General features: G+C 63.9%; 18 protein-coding genes. 8 read left to right on the top strand and 10 right to left on the bottom strand.

What is annotated here, in order from left to right:
* The first annotated feature begins 44 nt into the window (after nucleotides 1-44).
* Nucleotides 45-416: an SPW repeat protein gene (locus tag AC1Q6X_RS18255; RefSeq protein WP_099409758.1), complete on the top strand. Its 372-nt coding sequence runs from the start codon at nucleotides 45-47 to the stop codon at nucleotides 414-416.
* A gap of 188 nt (nucleotides 417-604) precedes the next feature.
* On the opposite strand, the gene AC1Q6X_RS18250 is transcribed toward AC1Q6X_RS18255, so the two are convergent.
* The 8 genes from AC1Q6X_RS18250 to rsmB all read right to left on the bottom strand — a co-directional run bounded on the left by AC1Q6X_RS18250 (nucleotide 605) and on the right by rsmB (nucleotide 8,840).
* Entirely contained in the window at nucleotides 605-1,885 is a 1,281-nt protein-coding gene (locus AC1Q6X_RS18250; RefSeq protein WP_035824533.1) for an EAL and HDOD domain-containing protein, read from the bottom strand.
* A gap of 136 nt (nucleotides 1,886-2,021) precedes the next feature.
* Nucleotides 2,022-2,801: a class II glutamine amidotransferase gene (locus AC1Q6X_RS18245; RefSeq protein ID WP_071650236.1), complete on the bottom strand. Its 780-nt coding sequence runs from the start codon at nucleotides 2,799-2,801 to the stop codon at nucleotides 2,022-2,024.
* Nucleotides 2,802-2,887: 86 nt separating this feature from the next.
* Nucleotides 2,888-3,145 (bottom strand): BTH_I0359 family protein, encoded by a 258-nt coding sequence (locus AC1Q6X_RS18240; protein WP_070222752.1) that lies wholly within the window; start codon nucleotides 3,143-3,145, stop codon nucleotides 2,888-2,890.
* A 156-nt stretch (nucleotides 3,146-3,301) separates the two neighbouring features.
* A complete protein-coding gene (locus AC1Q6X_RS18235) occupies nucleotides 3,302-3,703 on the bottom strand; it encodes a GTPase (protein ID WP_492498014.1) in 402 nt (133 codons plus the stop codon).
* Nucleotides 3,700-4,419 (bottom strand): response regulator, encoded by a 720-nt coding sequence (locus tag AC1Q6X_RS18230; RefSeq protein WP_070289972.1) that lies wholly within the window; start codon nucleotides 4,417-4,419, stop codon nucleotides 3,700-3,702. The genes AC1Q6X_RS18235 and AC1Q6X_RS18230 overlap by 4 nt, the downstream gene beginning before the upstream one ends.
* 98 nt (nucleotides 4,420-4,517) lie before the next feature.
* On the bottom strand, nucleotides 4,518-6,815 hold the full coding sequence (locus AC1Q6X_RS18225) for a sensor histidine kinase (RefSeq protein WP_070222758.1): 2,298 nt from the start codon (nucleotides 6,813-6,815) through the stop codon (nucleotides 4,518-4,520).
* The gene (locus tag AC1Q6X_RS18220) at nucleotides 6,815-7,321 is read right to left on the bottom strand and encodes a DUF4390 domain-containing protein (RefSeq protein WP_226939765.1); all 507 of its coding nucleotides are present in this window, start codon (nucleotides 7,319-7,321) and stop codon (nucleotides 6,815-6,817) included. Before AC1Q6X_RS18220 ends, AC1Q6X_RS18225 begins: the two co-directional genes overlap by 1 nt.
* 97 nt (nucleotides 7,322-7,418) lie before the next feature.
* Nucleotides 7,419-8,840: a 16S rRNA (cytosine(967)-C(5))-methyltransferase RsmB gene (gene rsmB / locus AC1Q6X_RS18215; RefSeq protein ID WP_230506384.1), complete on the bottom strand. Its 1,422-nt coding sequence runs from the start codon at nucleotides 8,838-8,840 to the stop codon at nucleotides 7,419-7,421.
* 375 nt (nucleotides 8,841-9,215) lie between these two features.
* Between rsmB and argS the strand changes: the two genes are divergently transcribed.
* The 7 genes from argS to AC1Q6X_RS18180 are packed head-to-tail and all read left to right on the top strand — an operon-like array spanning nucleotide 9,216 to nucleotide 15,411.
* Complete coding sequence (gene argS, locus AC1Q6X_RS18210; RefSeq protein WP_492498011.1) at nucleotides 9,216-10,925, top strand: arginine--tRNA ligase; 1,710 nt, start codon at nucleotides 9,216-9,218, stop codon at nucleotides 10,923-10,925.
* A gap of 20 nt (nucleotides 10,926-10,945) precedes the next feature.
* Complete coding sequence (locus AC1Q6X_RS18205) at nucleotides 10,946-11,662, top strand: SPOR domain-containing protein (protein WP_070311054.1); 717 nt, start codon at nucleotides 10,946-10,948, stop codon at nucleotides 11,660-11,662.
* A gap of 9 nt (nucleotides 11,663-11,671) precedes the next feature.
* A complete protein-coding gene (locus AC1Q6X_RS18200; protein ID WP_230506386.1) occupies nucleotides 11,672-12,343 on the top strand; it encodes a thiol:disulfide interchange protein DsbA/DsbL in 672 nt (223 codons plus the stop codon).
* Nucleotides 12,344-12,380: 37 nt separating this feature from the next.
* Complete coding sequence (locus AC1Q6X_RS18195; protein WP_492498008.1) at nucleotides 12,381-13,142, top strand: SDR family oxidoreductase; 762 nt, start codon at nucleotides 12,381-12,383, stop codon at nucleotides 13,140-13,142.
* A 10-nt stretch (nucleotides 13,143-13,152) separates the two neighbouring features.
* Nucleotides 13,153-13,956, top strand: coding sequence for a biotin--[acetyl-CoA-carboxylase] ligase (locus AC1Q6X_RS18190; RefSeq protein WP_070222772.1), 804 nt, complete (start codon nucleotides 13,153-13,155; stop codon nucleotides 13,954-13,956).
* 4 nt (nucleotides 13,957-13,960) lie between these two features.
* Nucleotides 13,961-14,719: a type III pantothenate kinase gene (locus tag AC1Q6X_RS18185; protein ID WP_492498006.1), complete on the top strand. Its 759-nt coding sequence runs from the start codon at nucleotides 13,961-13,963 to the stop codon at nucleotides 14,717-14,719.
* Nucleotides 14,713-15,411: an SPOR domain-containing protein gene (locus AC1Q6X_RS18180; RefSeq protein ID WP_492498004.1), complete on the top strand. Its 699-nt coding sequence runs from the start codon at nucleotides 14,713-14,715 to the stop codon at nucleotides 15,409-15,411. Before AC1Q6X_RS18185 ends, AC1Q6X_RS18180 begins: the two co-directional genes overlap by 7 nt.
* Nucleotides 15,412-15,571: 160 nt before the next feature.
* On the opposite strand, the gene AC1Q6X_RS18175 is transcribed toward AC1Q6X_RS18180, so the two are convergent.
* Nucleotides 15,572-16,624, bottom strand: coding sequence for a septal ring lytic transglycosylase RlpA family protein (locus AC1Q6X_RS18175; protein ID WP_492420064.1), 1,053 nt, complete (start codon nucleotides 16,622-16,624; stop codon nucleotides 15,572-15,574).
* The gene (gene rodA, locus AC1Q6X_RS18170; protein ID WP_070222781.1) at nucleotides 16,624-17,739 is read right to left on the bottom strand and encodes a rod shape-determining protein RodA; all 1,116 of its coding nucleotides are present in this window, start codon (nucleotides 17,737-17,739) and stop codon (nucleotides 16,624-16,626) included. The genes AC1Q6X_RS18175 and rodA overlap by 1 nt, the downstream gene beginning before the upstream one ends.

The following is a 17,739-nucleotide window of genomic DNA, read 5'->3' as shown; positions in this document are numbered from 1 at the left end:
TGCATGCCCGCTCCGGCCCGTTCCCCAACTGGCAAGGAGGTAATATGGCAACCAACTTCAAACTGAAACGCTGGCAGGACCAAGTGATCCTGTTGCTGGGCCTGTGGCTGCTCGTCTCGCCCTGGGCCTTTTCCTATCCCGAAGGCTCGCCGCAGATGCTCAACGCCTTTGTCTCGGGCCTGGTCATCGCCGTGCTGGCCGCCTTCGATCTGTACAAGACCTATTTCTGGGCCGTCGTCGTCAACCTGCTGGTGGGCGTCTGGGTCGCCGCCTCGCCGTGGGTGCTGCGGCTGGCAGATCAGCGCGTCGTCATGTGGAACGAGCTGATCGTCGGTATCGCCGTCGCCGTGCTGGCCCTGTGGGAGCTGCGCACCGACCCCGAACTGCACAAGCACTGGCCCGGCGCGGCAGCGTAGCGCAGCTACCGGCGTAAAAAAACCCTGCCACGGCATGCCGTGCAGGGTTTTTTAAAAGTGGAAATCCGGGACGTTACAGCGGGTAGGTCGGATTAGCGCTTGCGCGTAATCCGACAACACCGGTCAGTGCCAACAATGTTGTGTCGGATTACGGCCCTTTGGGCCTCGGCGGCCCCACCTAATCCAACCTACAGAGCGTAGCGGACTACGTTATCGCTCCATTCGTAGGCCGCCATTTCCAGTTCCACCAGATCGTCCGGCGACATGGCCAGGTCGCGCAAGGTCGGCACGATCTCGCCTTCCATGTCTTCGATGCGTTCGATGCATTCGGCCAGGCGCAGCAGGTCGCCGTAGAAGCCTTCGCGCGACAGCAGCGCTTCGGCCACTTCGTCGATCACTTCGATCTGGCTGAGGATTTCCGACATCGGCACGCCGAACAGGGTATCCATCAGCGACATGATGCCGACCGTAAAGGCGATATCGGCCGAATGGGCATGGTTCGGGCGCAGTTTATGCGCGAGCAATTCGAGTAAACGGCCGCGCGTGGTCGCCAGCATCAGCAGCGGCGTCATGCTATGGCCACGCTTGCTTGGCTCTGCGTACAGCATGATTTGCAGCCAGCGCTGCAGCTGGCGGCGGCCCAGCACGGTCACGGCCTGGCTCAGCGAATCGATGCGCTGGCGCGCACCCACGGCCGGCGTATTGACCAGGCGCAACAGGTTCAGGGCCAGCGACACGTCACGCTTGATGGCGCGCTCGATGTCCATGTTATCGGCATCGGAGGTCACCAGTGTCATCAGTTCCATGACGGCCAGTTGCGATGGCGACAGCTTCTTGCCCGTCATGATGGCGGGCTTGGCAAAGTAATAACCCTGGAAATAATCGAAGCCCAGGTCCAGGCCCGACTTGAATTCTTCGCGCGTCTCGACCTTCTCCGCCACCAGTTTCTTGTTTTCCTGCTTGAAACGGGGCGCCAGCGCTGCCAGCACTTTCGGGTCGACCGTGCTCATGTCCATCTTGACGTATTGCACCAACGGCAACAGTTCCTGCACTTGCGCCGTATCGGAGACGACGTTTTCCAGCGCGAAAGTAAAGCCGTGGCCCACCAGTTCGCTGATGCGCGCGCGCACTTCCGGCGTGACGGGCATCGATTCGACGATTTCCAGCACGACTTTTTCGCGCGGCAGGAAAACGAAGATGTCGCTCATGATCACGTCGGCGTCGACGTTGACGAAACCGAGCGCGTCACCGATGACTTTTTCCATGCCCAGCTGGGAAGCGTGGGCGATCACGGAGGCCGTGGCGGACAGGTCGCTGGTAATGTTGGCGGGACCGACCGGAGCGTTGCGAAATAGCAACTCATAGCCGAACAGGGCCTGGTTGCGGTCGAGGATAGGTTGTCGCCCCAGATAGAACTCGCGCACGCGCAAGGGTTTCGGGGTGATGTCGTTGCTGGAAATATCGATCATTAACTCTTCATCAATCACGTCGAGTGACACCGGCCGCGCGGCGCCCGCATCAAGGTTCACTATTGACAATACTTTAGCTGAATTTCGCCCGCGCTGTGGGTATTTTGGCAGTAATCAAGGCTATTGTCGTCAAAAATCAGGCCACTGGCGTGTCTTGCACCATCCCATCGACAAATAATTTCAATTCGCCGGGCGCAAACGCCGTCCATTGTTCATTCGTCGTCAGCGGCTGGGTAACGATCACGGCCACTCTGTCCTGGGGCGTCGTCACCTGGGAAAAGTCCACGCTCAGGTCTTCATCGGAGAGTTTAGCAGTTGGAAACGGATGTTGTCGCACCAGATAGTGCAAACTGGTCGAGCAATGGGCAAACAGCGCCTCGCCGCTCGACAGCATCATGTTGAACGTGCCGTGGGCAGCGATGCCGGGCAACAGCTCCGCCAGCGCGGCATGCAGTTGCGGCAAGGCCGGCGGGGCGTCGCCGAAGCGCGCGTGCAATTCCTGCAGCAGGTAGCAGAAAGCCAGTTCGCTGTCCGTGCAGCCGACGGGGCGGTAGCTGCCCGTCAGCACGGGGTTGAACTCCTTCAAATCGCCATTGTGGGCAAAGACCCAGTAGCGGCCCCACAGTTCGCGCACGAAGGGGTGGCAGTTTTCCAGCGCCACCTGGCCTTGCGTGGCCTTGCGGATGTGCGCGATGACATTGCGCGACTTGATGGGGTAGCGCTTGATCAGTTCGGCCACGGGCGAGGCGATGGCCGCCTGGTGGTCGACGAAATGGCGCACGCCGGCGCCCTCGAAAAAGGCGATGCCCCAGCCGTCATGGTGGGTATCGGTATGACCGCCGCGCATGGCGAAGCCGGTAAAACTAAAGACAATATCCGTGGGGACATTGCAATTCATTCCGAGAAGTTGGCACATGGTCTGTTTGCAGCGGGATAACATGCCCACCATACCACGCCGCCTTGCGGATTGGTATGGTGGCGATGGCCATCAGACAGCCAGAATCAGTGCAACAGGACCGGCTGGCTCATGAGGGAATCATAGCTGCCCAAAAATTCATCGATCTCTTCCATGCTCGGTTCGCTGGCGATCAATTCCGTGACGTCGCGGCGGAAGTTTTGCGCGAGGACTCCCGCGATGAAAGTCTCGCGTTTGCCGCCCTTGTCGACGATTTCATAGCCGCCGAAGCGCAGGGCTTCCAGGTCGCCATCGACGCCGAATTCCACGACGCTGTATTGTTCGCTGTTATAGATCAGGTTCATTTTGCATCCTTCGCTCAAGCAAGAGAAACTCTTGCGGTTTCAGGACAGAGGTGGGGTCCCCACGCCGCCATTTCAAGCGGCCGGGCCACCCTGCGGGCTACAGAGTTGTAACGAGATGCAAACTGCGACTGCGGTAATACCGTCAGAAAGCCGCGTTCAGGAAACAAGCAGGTCCGGTTCCAGCGCCAGCAGGACATCGTAGGGACTGGCCGTCAGCCAGGTGCGCAGCTGTTCGATATGCGAGGCGTCGGCCAGGCTGATGAACAGGCGCGCGGGTGGATGGCGCAGCAGACGATTTAATGTTACACGCAATACGAGATTGCCGCTGCAGCACAGGCAGCCGGGCGCAATACGCAACAGTTGCAGTGGAAACGATGGAGAAGGGGAAATTTGTTCGGCCAGGTCGGCCAGGATGGCGTTGCCGTCAGCGAGACCCTCGAGGATCACGGCGGCCGGCTGGTCAGGCTGCAAGGCTTGCGCGATGGCCGCCTCGCGCCCGGCCGCGCAACCACCGCTGACCAGGGTCAGCGGCGTCGGACGCCGTACGGCTGACGTCACAGGCCTTTCTTGGCCAGCTTGCCCGGTTCGACGCCCAGCTGTTTCAGTTTGCGGTACAAATGGGTGCGTTCGAGGCCCGTTTTTTCTGCCACGCGGGTCATGCTGCCGCCTTCGCGGCCCAGGTGGTGTTCGAAATACATGCGCTCGAACGCATCGCGCGCCTCGCGCAGCGGCAAGTCGAACGACAGGTTGTAGCCATGGCCTTCGGCCACCGCCGGTACGGCGATTCCTGGGCGCACCATCAGCTGTTGCGGCGCGCTGCCGCCAAAGCTGGGCACGGAATGGCTGCTTTCCTCGGTCACCACGGGTGCCGCGGGACGCGGCGCCACGCTCGGCGCGCGCACGGTTTCCTGTGCCCGCGTCAAGCCTTGCTGGACCGCTTTCAGCAGTTTTTGCAAGGCAATCGGTTTTTCCAGGAAATTCATGGCGCCGATGCGCGTCGCCTCGACCGCCGTATCGATGGTGGCGTGGCCCGACATCATGATCACCGGCATGGTCAGCAAGCCATCGCGCTGCCACTCCTTGAGCAAGGTGACGCCATCGGTGTCGGGCATCCAGATATCCAGCAATACCAGATCCGGCGCACCGGCGGCACGCGCTTCGCGCGCCTGCTGCGCATTTTCGGCCAGCTGGATAGCATGTCCTTCGTCGCCCAGAATTTCCGAGAGCAACTCACGGATACCCATTTCATCATCCACTACGAGTATGTTTGCCATTCGTGTCTTGCCTTCCTCATTTCGCCGGCCGGCGCGCACAAGATGTACACGGCGGACAACTATGATTTTATTAGTGTTTTAAATACTAAACCAGACCCTCACGCCAGGAATTCCTGGGCAGGAGTGTCGGGAGCTAACTTTAACAGCAAAATGACCACCGAAGCGCCATTGCCGTCGACCCGGTTCTCGATATCGATGCGTCCGCCGTGTTCATCGATAATTTTCTTGACCATCGCCAGGCCCAATCCCGTGCCGCGGGCCTTCGAGGTCACATACGGCTCGAAGGCCCGCGCCAGGATTTTTGGCGCAAAACCAGGACCGTTGTCGGTGATGGCCAGCCGCACGGCGATATTCACGCCGCCGTCCGCACTGCGATAATGAATTGCTTCCGTCCTTACGTCAATCCGCGGATGCGGCGAATCCGGCGGCAGGTCGGCCATGGCGTCCTGCGCGTTCTGCAGCAGGTTATGGATCACCTGGCGCAACTGGGTCGGATCGCCCATCACCATCGGCAGATTCGGCGCCAGCAGCGGGTGGATGATGTCGCCATCGTCGCCGCGCAGATACAGGTTCAGGATCTCTTCGATCAGCTCGTTCAGGCGCAGGGGCACGAGCACGGCCGGCGGCGTGCGCGCATAGTCGCGGAAGTCGTCGACCATGCGCTTCATCGCATCGACCTGCTTGACGATGGTGGTGGTGGCGCGGCTGAGCAGATCGGCATCAGGCTGCTCCAGCTTGCCTTCGAGCTTCATCTGCAGGCGCTCGGCCGACAGCTGGATCGGCGTGAGCGGATTCTTGATTTCATGCGCCAGGCGGCGCGCCACCTCGCCCCAGGCGATCGAGCGCTGCGCGGAAATGACGTCGGAAATATCATCGAACACGACGATGTAGCCGCTGCCGGACTCCAGCGGCAAGCGCGAGCCGCGCGCCAGCAAGGTGATGTCATGCTCGTCGGCACTGCTGCCCAGACGGCGCGGAATCTCGATCTGGCGCTGCCAATGCAGGCGCTGCTGGTTGCGGCCCGACGCCGATTGCGCGCTTTGCGCCGTGAAGGCGCTGATGATGGCGCCGCCAAATTCTTCCATTCCGGCAATCTGCGCCAGCGGCTGGCCCACCATGCTCATCCCGGAATGCTGGAGGATGCGCTCGACCGATTCATTGCAGGTCACCAGTTTAAAGTCGCCATCGAGCACCATCACGCCGGCCGACATGTTCGCCAGTACCGATTCCAGGTGGGCCTTGGCGTTTTGCAACGCGGCGCGGTTGCTTTCCACGGCCGTGCGCGCATCGAGCAGCTGGCGCGTCATGATGTTAAACGATTGCGTCAAGGTACCCAGTTCATCCTTGGTGGCGACGATGGGGCGCGGCGACAGGTCGCCCTCGGCCACGGCGCGCGTGCCCTCGGCCAGCAGCAGCAGGGGCTGGGCCAGGTTGCCCGCGATCAGGAAAGCACTGCCGATGGCGCCAAAGATAGCCAGCAGCAAAGTCAAGGTGAGGATTTCCATGTACATCTTGCGCAGTCCCACGCGCGCGACGAAACGTTCCTTGTATTCGCTGTAGGCGGCGCGCAGCACCTCGCCATTCGTCGCCAGCTTGGGCGGCACCGATTGCAGCAGTTGCAGGTAGCGGGGCGAGACGGACGGTCCCGGCACGGCCACCAGCACGCGCAGGCGCAGGCTGGCCGCCGTTTCCAGCGACGCCGGCAAGCCCGAGCGGAAACCGCCGCCGCCCGACTCCGTGCCGTCGTCGTGCAATTCCAGTCCCCCTTCGGCGGAGGCATAGCCTGCCGGCAAGGCTGCCTGTACCAGCATGGCCGGCGTCGGCAAGTCGGCCGCACTGTGCGGCCCGGCGCTAGCCAGCAGCACGCCGTCGCCGCTGACGAGCATGGCATTTTGCATGCCCTCTTCGCGCAGCAGGCTGGTCAGCACGGCCGGGCCGGCCACCGGGTCGGCGCCCATTTCTTCGACGGCCTTGTGGCCCCGGTGATCGAGCTCGACCAGGGCCGCATCGAGGCCGGCACGGCCCAGCTCAATCCCCGATTCCAGCGCCGCTTCGATCTTGACGTTGAACCAGGATTCGATCGAGTGGGAGACAAATTGCACAGAGACAAGGAAAATCACCAGGCCCGGCAGGATGCCGACGGCGGCGAACAGCATCACCAGGCGCGTCATCAGCTTGGAGCCGAACTTGCCGCTCTTGTAGCGCGCGTACAGACGCCCCAGGGAAATACCCACCAGCGCCAGCAGGGACACGGCCACGGCCGCGTTCAGGCCCAGCAGCCAGGTGTAGTAACGGTCGAAAAAGCCGGAATTATCGGAAGCCGATGCCAGCAGGAACAGCAGGATACTGACTATGCCGCCGCCCACCACCAGCAGATAGCGCAATGCTTGACTCACTACTCCGCCGTATACAAGAAGGTTTTTTTATTCGAAGCCAGGCGCCAGTCGCTGTTATTGAAGGCATTGACCTGTATCGGCTTGGGCAGGTAATCGCGGTCCATGCCCATGCGCAAGGTGACGTTATACGTCTGCCCCACTTTCAGCTCGCCGCGCCGCGCCACCAGCCAGCGGCTGGGACGGCGGATCAGGAACAGCGCATCGTCGAGCGTGGGAAAGCTTTGCTGCAAGCCGCCGCCCGACACATGGTACTGGCGCGTGAGCACGTTGTACGACAGCTTGCTGGTCTGGCGCGCCACGATGGCTTTTTCATCGAACCAATACCAGCGGGGCCGGGTCAGTTCGATTTCCGTCGTGAAATACAGCGGCACGCCATGCTGCACGGCATCGTCGAGGTCATGATTGAGCTCGAAGGAATACGTGGCGGCCAGCTTGTAGCCCTCTTCGCTGGCCTCGATGTAGGCACGGGTGATCTCGACCATATCGGCGGCATGCGCGCGTGGCATGGTACATGCCAGCATCAGCAGCAGGGCCAGGAGTCGGAAGAGTCGTGTTGTCACAAGTGTGCCGGTAGTGTCCGTGAGAAAAGGTTCGACGAATCGCTCAAGCCGCATTTTTTTGGAATAGCGCATAGAACAAACCGTCGTGGTCCTGCTCCGCGCTGCCAGTCGGCAACAGCTGGCCAGGCGCTGTCAATCGGGTCGCATTATTGCGCACCGCAAATGCCGCCGCCTGTGCCTCGGACTCTTGCGGCCACAACGAACATGTCACGAACAGCAATTTACCATCGGGGCGCAGCATCTGCCACAGGTTGTCCAGAATTTTGGATGAAAGTGTTGCAAGTTGGAACGCGTCGCCCTTGCGGCGCAACCAGCGGATATCGGGATGGCGGCGCACGATGCCCGAGGCCGTGCACGGCACATCGGCCAGGATGCGGTCGTACTGCTGGCCGTCCCACCATGCGCTCGATTGCGCGTCCTGCGCCTTCAAGGTCGCGTCCAGGCCCAGGCGCTCGAGGTTTTCCGCGATGCGCGGCAGGCGCTTGGCGTCCGCATCGATGGCCGTCACGTGCACGTCGGCCAGTTCCAGGATATGGCACGTCTTGCCGCCCGGCGCCGCACAGGCATCGAGCACGCGCATGCCGTCCTGCAAATCCAGCAGCGGCGCGGCCAGTTGCGCGCCCGCATCCTGCACGGAGACGACACCCTGCTCGAAGCCGGGAATCAGCGCCACGCCGATCGGCTTGTCGAGGCGCACGGCGAACGGCCCCACCTGGCGCGCGGCGATACCCGCCTCCGCCAGCACGGCCAGGTAGGCTTCGACCGTGCTCTTGCGGCGGTTCACGCGCAAGGTCAATGGCGGCACGGCATTGCCGGCCGTCAAAATGGCTTGCCAGTCGCGCGGGTAAGCCAGGCGCAGCGAATCGATCCACCACTGCGGATAATTCCATTGCGCCAAAGGTTGCTGCAAGGCCGCTTCCAGCAAGGACTTGCGCTCGCGCAAGAAGCGGCGCAAGACGGCGTTGACCATGCCCTTGGCATGCGCCAGGTCAGGGTGCGAGGTGGCCACCGTGACAGCCTGGTCGACCACCGTGAATTCTTCGTACGGCTGCTCGCCCGGCTCGGCCGACATCAAGGACAGCGCGCAGCACAGCAGGGCTGCGAGCATCGGCGGCTCGGGCGCCTTCGACGTCATCAGGCCGACCAGCGTTTCGCTGCGGCCCAGCTGACGCATGGTGCGGTAGGAAATATCCTGGATGGCGCCGCGCGCCTGCGGGCTGGCGTTCGATTGCGCAAACACCTTGGCCAGCGCCTGCGGCAGGGCCGTGCCCGTGCGCACCTGCGCCACGGCATTGGCCGCGCCCAGCAGGCAAAACGCCAGCGAGTCGGCGCGCAAATCGGGTTGGAAGCCTGGCTGCAAAACCGGTTTCAGGTCGGGATGGTAGCTGGGACGCAATTTCGGTGCGGCAGGCGCCTGGCCTGGCGCCGGCTTGGTTTTCAATTTCAGCGTGGGGCGCTTGTTCATAGTTATCCGGTGTGGCTGCGCGCGGCGGGCTGCATGGAGGCAAAGTCGCGGCCGCGCGTCATCAATAAAGGGTCGATTGTAGCGTTTGTGGCGTCCTCTGACCCAAGCGATTGCAGCGATACATGTAAATTGCGGCAAAAAACTGCATATATACAAGCAGAATGCGCCATGCTGATGTTTTCGCGCACCAACATGGGCATGCTGTCCTGATAATATCGTGAAACGCGCCAGCACGGGAACACTGCCGGCTGGCGTATTGTTCCCGGCAGCAAACCAGTATAATTAACGCAGTCTGGGCGGCGATGTCATGGCCGTCCGTTTTGCTTTTCGATTCATTCTATTCATTCTTAACGCGGTTCCACCGCCATCCTGCTCATGCTCGCCCAACAGAAACAAGAAATCATCGCCCTGTTCCAGGCCGCCCTCGCTCCCGTCCTGGCCGGCACTTCGCTTGAGCCTACCGTGGTGCTCGAGCGACCACGCGATGCATCGCATGGCGACGTCGCCTGCAATATCGCCATGCAACTGGCCAAGCAGCTGAAACAGAATCCCCGCGAACTGGCGCAAACCATCGTGACGGCCGTGCTGGCCAACCCGGCCGGCAAGGGCCTGGTCGAGGCAGTGGAAATCGCCGGTCCCGGCTTCATCAACGTGCGCGTCTCCGCCGCCGCCAAGCAGGCCGTCATCAAGACCATCCTGGGCGAAAGCGATCGCTATGGCCGCAGCACGGCAGGCGTCGGCAAGCAAGTCATCCTCGAATTCGTCTCGGCCAACCCGACCGGCCCGCTGCACGTGGGCCATGGCCGCCAGGCGGCCCTGGGCGACGCCCTGTCCTCGCTGTTCGACGCGCAAGGCTACCAGGTGACGCGCGAGTTCTATTACAACGACGCGGGCGTGCAGATCCAGACCCTGGCCAACTCCGTGCAGGCGCGCGCGCGCGGCTTCAAGCCCGGCGACGCCGAATGGCCCGAGTCCGCCTACAACGGCGACTACATCGCCGACATCGCCAGCGACTTCAAGGCCGGCAAGACGGTTGCGGCCAGCGACGGCTTGCCAGCGACGGCCAACGGCAATGTGGAAGACATCGATTCGATCCGCCCGTTCGCCGTCACCTACCTGCGCAACGAGCAGGACATCGACTTGCAGGCGTTTGGCGTGAAGTTCGACAATTACTACCTGGAATCGTCGCTGTACGCGGACGGCAAGGTCAACAGCGCCGTGGAAACCTTGATCAAGGCGGGCCACACCTACGAGCAGGATGGCGCGCTGTGGCTGCGCACCACCGACTTCGGCGATGACAAGGACAGGGTCATGCGCAAGACGGACGGCACCTACACGTATTTCGTGCCGGACGTCGCGTATCACCTGGTGAAATGGCAGCGCGGTTTCGTGCAGGCCATCAATATCCAGGGCAGCGACCACCACGGCACCATCGCGCGCGTGCGCGCCGGCCTGCAGGCCGTCGACATGGGCATCCCGCAAGGCTACCCCGACTACGTGCTGCACAAGATGGTCACCGTCATGAAGGACGGCGAAGAAGTCAAGATTTCCAAGCGCGCCGGCTCCTACGTGACCGTGCGCGACCTGATCGAATGGTCGGGCGGCGGCGACATCGCCAAGGGCCGCGACGCCGTGCGCTTCTTCCTGATCTCGCGCAAGGCCGACACGGAATTCGTCTTCGACGTCGACGTGGCGCTGAAAACCACCGATGAAAACCCCGTCTATTACGTGCAGTACGCGCATGCGCGCATCTGCCGCATCCTGGAAAACTGGGGCGGCGATGAAAGCACGCTTGCCGGCGTGGACTTGTCCCCGCTGACGGCGCCGACCGAAGCGACCCTGCTGGCGACCCTGGCCGCCTACCCGGAAATGCTGGCGCGCGCGCAAGCGGAACTGGGACCGCACCAGGTCGCCTTCTACCTGCGCGAGCTGGCCGCCAACCTGCACAGCTTCTACTTCGCCGAAAAAGTGCTGGTCGAGGATGAAGCCGTCAAGATGGCCCGCCTGGCCCTCGTCGTCGCCGCGCGCCAGGTGCTGCGCAACGGCCTGGCACTGATCGGCGTGTCCGCGCCAAACAAAATGTAATCGCGAAGGTCAAACCGTCAATGAATCATGCTTCCCGCTTCTCTTCGACCCGGCGCCAGCAGGGCAATACCCTGGTCGGCATCATCATCGGCCTGGTCATCGGCCTGGGCATCGCCGTCGTGGTCGCCCTGGTGATCACCAAGGGCGCCTCGCCCTTCACCGACAAGTCGGGCAAGGCCGGCAAGTCGGCCGAACCGACGGCCGGCCAGATCGCCGACCCGAACAAGCCGATGTACGGCAACAAGGAAGCGGCCAAGGAAGCGGCGCGCGACTTCTCCAAGGAGCCGCGCGAGATCGTCACGCCGACGCAGCCTGCCGCGCCGGCGCCGGCGCCCACCACCGCGCAGCAGCCGAAGGCGCCGCCGCCGGACGCGCTGCAGGAATTGATCGGTACCTTGAAGGACAAGCCGGCGCCGAAAACGCCGGCGGCCGCACCAGCGGCGCCAGCACCGCAAGCCAAGGCAGACGTGAAGGAAGCCAAGGCCGATGCAGCCAGCGACAAATGGATTTATTATCTGCAGGCCGGCGCCTTCCATGACATGTCGGACGCCGAAAGCACGCGCGGCAAACTGGCGCTGCTCGGTTTCGAAGCGGCCATCAGCGACCGCAGCACCGACGCCGGCGTGCTGCACCGGGTGCGCATCGGGCCGTTCAACCAGCTCGAAGCGATGAACCGCGCGCGCACCAAACTGTCTGAAAACGGCATCGATGTCGCCGTCGTCCGCAACCAAAAATAAGGAACCAGCATGCGTTTTCTGAAGAAAATCCTGTTCGCCGCCGCCCTGTGCAGCATCGCCCTGGGCGCCTCCGCCTCGCCGGCCGAGCCGAAGAACGGCGTCGAATACGAAACCCTGCCCGCGCCGCAGGCGACGGAATCGGGCAAGAAAATCGAAGTGACGGAATTCTTCGCCTATTACTGCCCGCACTGCAACGTGCTCGAGCCGCAGCTGGCGGCGTGGGTCAAAAAACAGGGCGACAACATCGTCTTCAAGCGCGTGCACGTGTCGCGCGACGAGAGCGTGGCGCCGCAGCAGCGCCTGTTCTTCACCCTGCAAGCCATGGGCCTGGTCGACAAGCTGCACACCGGCGTCTTCCACGCCATGCACGTGGAACGCAACCGCCTGAACACCGACGACGCCGTCTTCGACTTCGTCGCCAAGCAGGGCGTGGACCGCCAGAAATTCATCGACACCTACCGTTCGATGGGCGTCTCGGCCCGCGTGCGCCGCGCGGACGCCATGATGCAGGGCTATAACGTGACGTTCTGGCCCATGATCGCCATCGACGGCCGCTACATCACCTCGCCTTCGCAAGCCGATCAGGGCAGCAAGTCGGCCAAGAACGAAGAGCAGCTGAACGCCCAGGCGCTCACCGTGATGGACGTGCTGGTCGCGAAAGCCAAAGCGGAAAAGAAATAAGCATGGCCACTTCCCTGGCGCGCCCGGGCATCGCCTGATGCATCGCGTTTTCATCACGGGCGCGTCGAGCGGACTGGGTGCCGCCCTGGCGCTGCAGTACGCGCGCCAGGGTGCCCAACTGGGCTTGCTGGCCCGCCGCGGCGACACGCTGCAGCAACTGATCGCTTCCCTGCCCCACCCTGAACGCCACCGCGCCTACGCCGTCGACGTGTGCGACCACGCCGCCCTGAAAGGCGCAGCACAGGACTTCATCGCCCACGCCGGCGGCATCGACGTCGTCATCGCCAGCGCCGGCGTGTCCTATGGCACCCTGAGCGAACACGCGGAAGACCTCGACGCCTTCGCGCGCCTCATCGCCATCAACGTCACGGCCACCGTCGCCACCTTCGCGCCCTTCATCGCCGCCATGAAGAACCAGGGCCGCGGACGCCTGGTGGGCATCGGCAGCGTGGCCGGCATCCGCGGCCTGCCCGGCGCCGAAGCCTACAGTGCCTCGAAGGCGGCCGTCATCAGCTACTGCGAATCACTGCGCCTGGAATTGAAACCGGCGGGCATCAAGGTCGTCACCATCACGCCCGGCTACATCGACACGCCGATGACGCGCCACAACGCCTACCGCATGCCCTTCCTGATGCAGGCCGAAAAATTCGCCGTGCGCGCCGCGCGCGCCATCGCCGACGGCGACAGCTACCGCGTGATCCCGTGGCAGATGGGCGTCGTCGCCAAGCTGCTGCGCGCGCTGCCCAATGCCGTCTACGACCGGGCCTTCGCGAATGCGCCGCACAAGGCGCGCAACTGAACTGACCAACATGACGAAGCACTCAGACTTGAACAGCGCGGCCATCGCCGCCCATTGCGCCACCGGCGCCTCGCACGTTGCCATCGAAGTGGTCGATGAAACGGGATCGACCAACGCCGACCTGCTGGCGCGCTGCGCCAGCCTGGCCGGCCCCACCCTGCGCATCGCCGGCCAGCAGACGGCCGGACGGGGGCGCGCCGGACGGCCGTGGGTGTCGCAGGCGGACGCCAGCCTGATGTTCTCGCTGGCCTGGCGCTTCAAGGGGCCGCTGCACCAGCTGGTCGGCCTGCCGCTGGCCGTCGGCGTGGCGCTGGCCGAAAGCATGACGGCGCTGGGCGTGCCGGTGCAACTGAAATGGCCGAACGACCTGCTCAAGGATGGCCACAAACTGGCCGGCATCCTCGTCGAAACGCAACAGGCACAGGGCGACGATAGCGGCGGCGTGTGGGCCGTCATCGGCTGCGGCATCAATCTCTTGATGCCCGATGCGCTGGAACGGCAGATCGGGCGCAGCGTCTCGGCCGTGCCCTGGCTGGCGCAGATGGAGCGCAACACCCTGGTGGCGGCGCTGCTGAGCCGCCTGGCCGGCGTGCTGGCCGAATTCGACGACACCGGCTTTGCGCCGTTTGCCGAGCGCTGGAACCTGCTGCACGCGTGGCAGGGCCAGCACGTGAAAATCCTCGACAACGGCCAGCTGCTGCAGCAAGGCGTGGCGGCCGGCGTCGATCAGCTGGGCCGTTTGCTGCTGCGCACCGACGGCGGCCTGCAGGAAGTCATGTCGGGCGACGTGTCCTTGCGCCTGGCCGGGGAGTGAGCGCATGCTGCTGCTGATCGACGCCGGCAATACGCGCATCAAATGGGCGCTCGTGGCCGCCGACAGCGCGGCCGGCGGCTGGCTGGCCAGCGGCGCCGTCGCGCATGCACAGATCGACACCCTGGCGGCGCACTGGGCGCCACTGGCCATCAGCGAAGCGCTGCTGTCGAACGTGGCGGGCGCCGTCATCGGCACGCGCCTGCGCGCCATGCTGCCGGTCGCGCCGCGTGACTTTGTCTCGCTGCCGCAGCTGGCCGGACTGACGAACGGCTACCGCGCGCCGTCGCAGCTGGGCTGCGACCGCTTTGCCGCCGCCATCGGCGCGCACGCGCTGGCGCCTGGCCAGGCCGTCATCGTCGCCAATTGCGGCACCGCCACCACCATCGACGCCATCACGGCCGACGGCGTTTTCCTCGGCGGGATGATCTTGCCTGGACTGGGACTGATGGCCAGCTCGCTGGCGCGCAATACGGCGCAGCTGCCGCACATCGCCAGCGACGCCGTGCTGCCGGCCGGCTTTGCCGACAACACGGACGACGCCATCCTCTCCGGCTGCCTGGCGGCGCAGGCGGGCGCCATCGAACGGGCCGTGCGCATGCACGGCGCCAGCGCCTGCCTGTTGTCGGGCGGCGCCGCACTGCGCATCGCACCGGCCCTGGCGCTGGCGGTGCCGCTGCACCTGGTCGACAATATCGTCATGATCGGCCTGCAGGCGGCCGCGCGCGCCGGGGCCGCAGGAACACAAGGAAACCACGTATGCTGAAATTCGTCTTCTGGCTGCTGGCCGGCGTCAACCTGCTGGTGCTGGCCATCGGCCAGGGTTATCTGGGCAGTTTTCGCAGCGAGACGCGCGAACCGGCGCGCCTGAAAAACCAGCTGGAGGCGGGCAAGCTCACCTTGCTGACGCAGGAGCAGGCCACGGCGCCCGCCGCCCCGCCGGCGGCCGAAGCAGCTGCGGCGCCAGCGCCCGCCGCACCGGCGCCGCCGCCATCGTATGCGTGCACGGAAGTGGGCAATTTCCTGCTGGCCGATGGCCGCCGCTTCGAAGCGCAAGTGGCCGCGCTGAGCCTGGGCGACCGCCAGTCGCGCCGGAACGTCGCCGGCCAGGACATTTCCAGCTACATGGTGTATATCCCGCCGCAGGGCAGCAAGGAAGGCGCCGACCGCAAGGCCGGCGAATTGAAGCAGCTGGGCGTGACGAATTACTTCATCATGAACGAAAACGGCCCGCTGCGCTGGGGCATTTCACTGGGCGTATTCAAGTCGGAAACGAGCGCGCAAAGCCAACTGGCATCGCTCAACAAACAGGGCGTGCACAGCGCCCGCGTCGCGCCGCGCTACAGCGCCAGCAAGCAATTCGCCTACCAGTTCCGCGACCTCGACGCCGCCACGCGCGCGCGGCTGGCCGAGATCACGAAGCAGTTCGACGAGCAGGAACTGCGCTCCTGTAAATAAGCGCCGGACCAAACCTACTGCGCGTCCGACATAGGCAACCTGCGATGCTCACTGTGATTCAGCCAGGTAGGTCGGATTAGCGCTTGCGCGTAATCCGACAACGCCAGCGACGCCAACCATGGTGTCGGATTACGCGCTTGCACGCTAATCCGACCTACGCTCATCTCTCAATGACGATCGGTTTGACACCCGCCGACGCCGGCAGGCTGGCCGCCGCGCGCGCCGCATCGGTGCGGCTCGTGAACGGTCCGCCGTACAGGCGGAACAACGGGCCGGCCGGCACCACATCAAGATTGCCCAGCGTTTGCGCATACGGCGCCAGTTGCGCGCGGCCCGCTTCCGCATTGTCCGCACGCGAATAGGCGCCCAGCTGCAGGTAGAAGCCGGTGGCCAGCGCCGCTGGCGCGGGCGCGGCCACGGTGGCATCGACCGCTGACAGCGCGGTGATTTCAGGCTGCACCACGGCGCGCATTTCCGGTTCGCTGTCGGCCGGCGTATCGATGGAAATGGCCACCACCGATGGCACCGGCTTGGGCGCCGCGCGGGCAGCGAGGATGGCGTCGATATCGGCCGGCAGCAGGCGTTCGACGACCACCTGGTGGCTGCCCTTGCCGAGAAAGCCCAGTTTCAGCGCCGCCGTGTAGGACACGTCGATCACGCGCGTGGCGTGGAACGGGCCGCGGTCGTTGATGCGCACGATCACCTGCTCGCCGCTGTCGATGCTCGTCACGCGCGCATACGATGGAATCGGCAAGGTCGGATGGGCCGCCGTCATCTTGTACATATCGTAGATTTCGCCCGACGAGGTGCGCTGGCCATGGAATTTCTTGCCATACCAGGTGCCCGTGCCCTTTTGCTTGAATGGCTCGTTGTCGGTGATCGGCGTGTACGTCTTGCCGAAGACGACATACGGGCGGTTCGAGCGCGTCGAATACGGCTCGTTGCGCACTTCCGCATCGGGCACGTCGCGCAGGTTGGCGGGCGGATTGTCGCCCGGGCCGTCATCCTTGTAGTAGCCGCCGCGCCCGGAGCCGGCCGCCGGCAAGACCGGCAAGGTGGGATCCTGGCGCACGGGCACCTTGACCTTGCCGCCCGACGGCAGCGGCACGTTGTTCGATGCGGGCTTGTGCGGCGCGGTGCCGCAGGCGGCCAGGGTCAGCAAGGCGACAAGGCTCAGCCCGCGCATGGCGAAGGTATCGATAGGCGCCCGCATCAGGTCTGCACCAGCTTGCGGTGGCGCTGAATGCTCATCAGGATGCCGGTGGCCACGCCCAGGGTCAGCAGCGCGGTGCCGCCATAGCTGAGGAATGGAAGGGGAACGCCGACCACCGGCACGATGCCGCTGACCATGCCCATGTTGACAAACGCATACGTAAAGAAAATCATTGTTATCGCTCCTGCCAGCAGGCGAGTGAAAAAACTGGGGGCGTTGGCGGCGATCATCATGCCCCGTCCCACCAGCAGTAAATACATCAGCATCAGAATCAGATTACCGACCAGGCCGAACTCCTCCGAATACACGGCGAAGATGAAGTCGGTGGTGCGCTCCGGAACGAATTCCAGGTGAGCCTGCGTGCCGTGCGTCCAGCCCTTGCCCGTCATGCCGCCGGAACCGATGGCGATGATGGACTGGATGATATGGAAGCCCTTGCCCAGCGGGTCCTTGGTCGGGTCGATCAGCATCATCACGCGGTCGCGCTGGTAATCATGCAGGTGCGACCAGGCGATCGGCAGGCAGGAAACAAAGGTGATCAGCAAGCCGGCCAGCACCTTCCACGACAGGCCGGCCAGGAAGATGACGGTAAAGCCGGCCGCCACCACCAGCAGCGCCGTGCCCAGGTCGGGCTGGCGCGCGATCAGGTAGACGGGCACCAGCAGCAGCACGGCCGCCATCAGGAACGATTTCCAGCGCAGGGCGCCCGCATTATGCTGGAAGAACCAGGCCAGCATCAGCGGCGTGGCGATCTTCAGGAATTCGGACGGCTGGATGTCGATCACGCCGATATGCAGCCAGCGCCGCGCACCGAGCTTGATGGTGCCGAACAGCGCCACGGCCACCAGCAAGATCACCGATACCGTGTACGCCGGCACGGCGATGCGCATCATCATCTGCGGCGTGACGTTGGCCGCCACCCACATGACGAAAAAGCACAGCATGATGTTGCGCAGATGGTCCTCGATCTTGCCGGGGATGCCGATGCTGGCCGAATACAGGGTCAGCAGGCTGGTGCACAGCAGCATCAGGATGATGATCATCAGCGGCGGATCGAACACCGCCAGGTAGGGTTTGGCGCGCCGCCACAGCGAGCGCCTCTCGTTAATGGGCAT

The organism is Janthinobacterium sp. GW823-FHT06H09, assembly GCF_058794735.1.
Note: the sequence above shows the minus strand (reverse complement) of the source record. Positions and strands in the feature narration are given on the sequence as shown.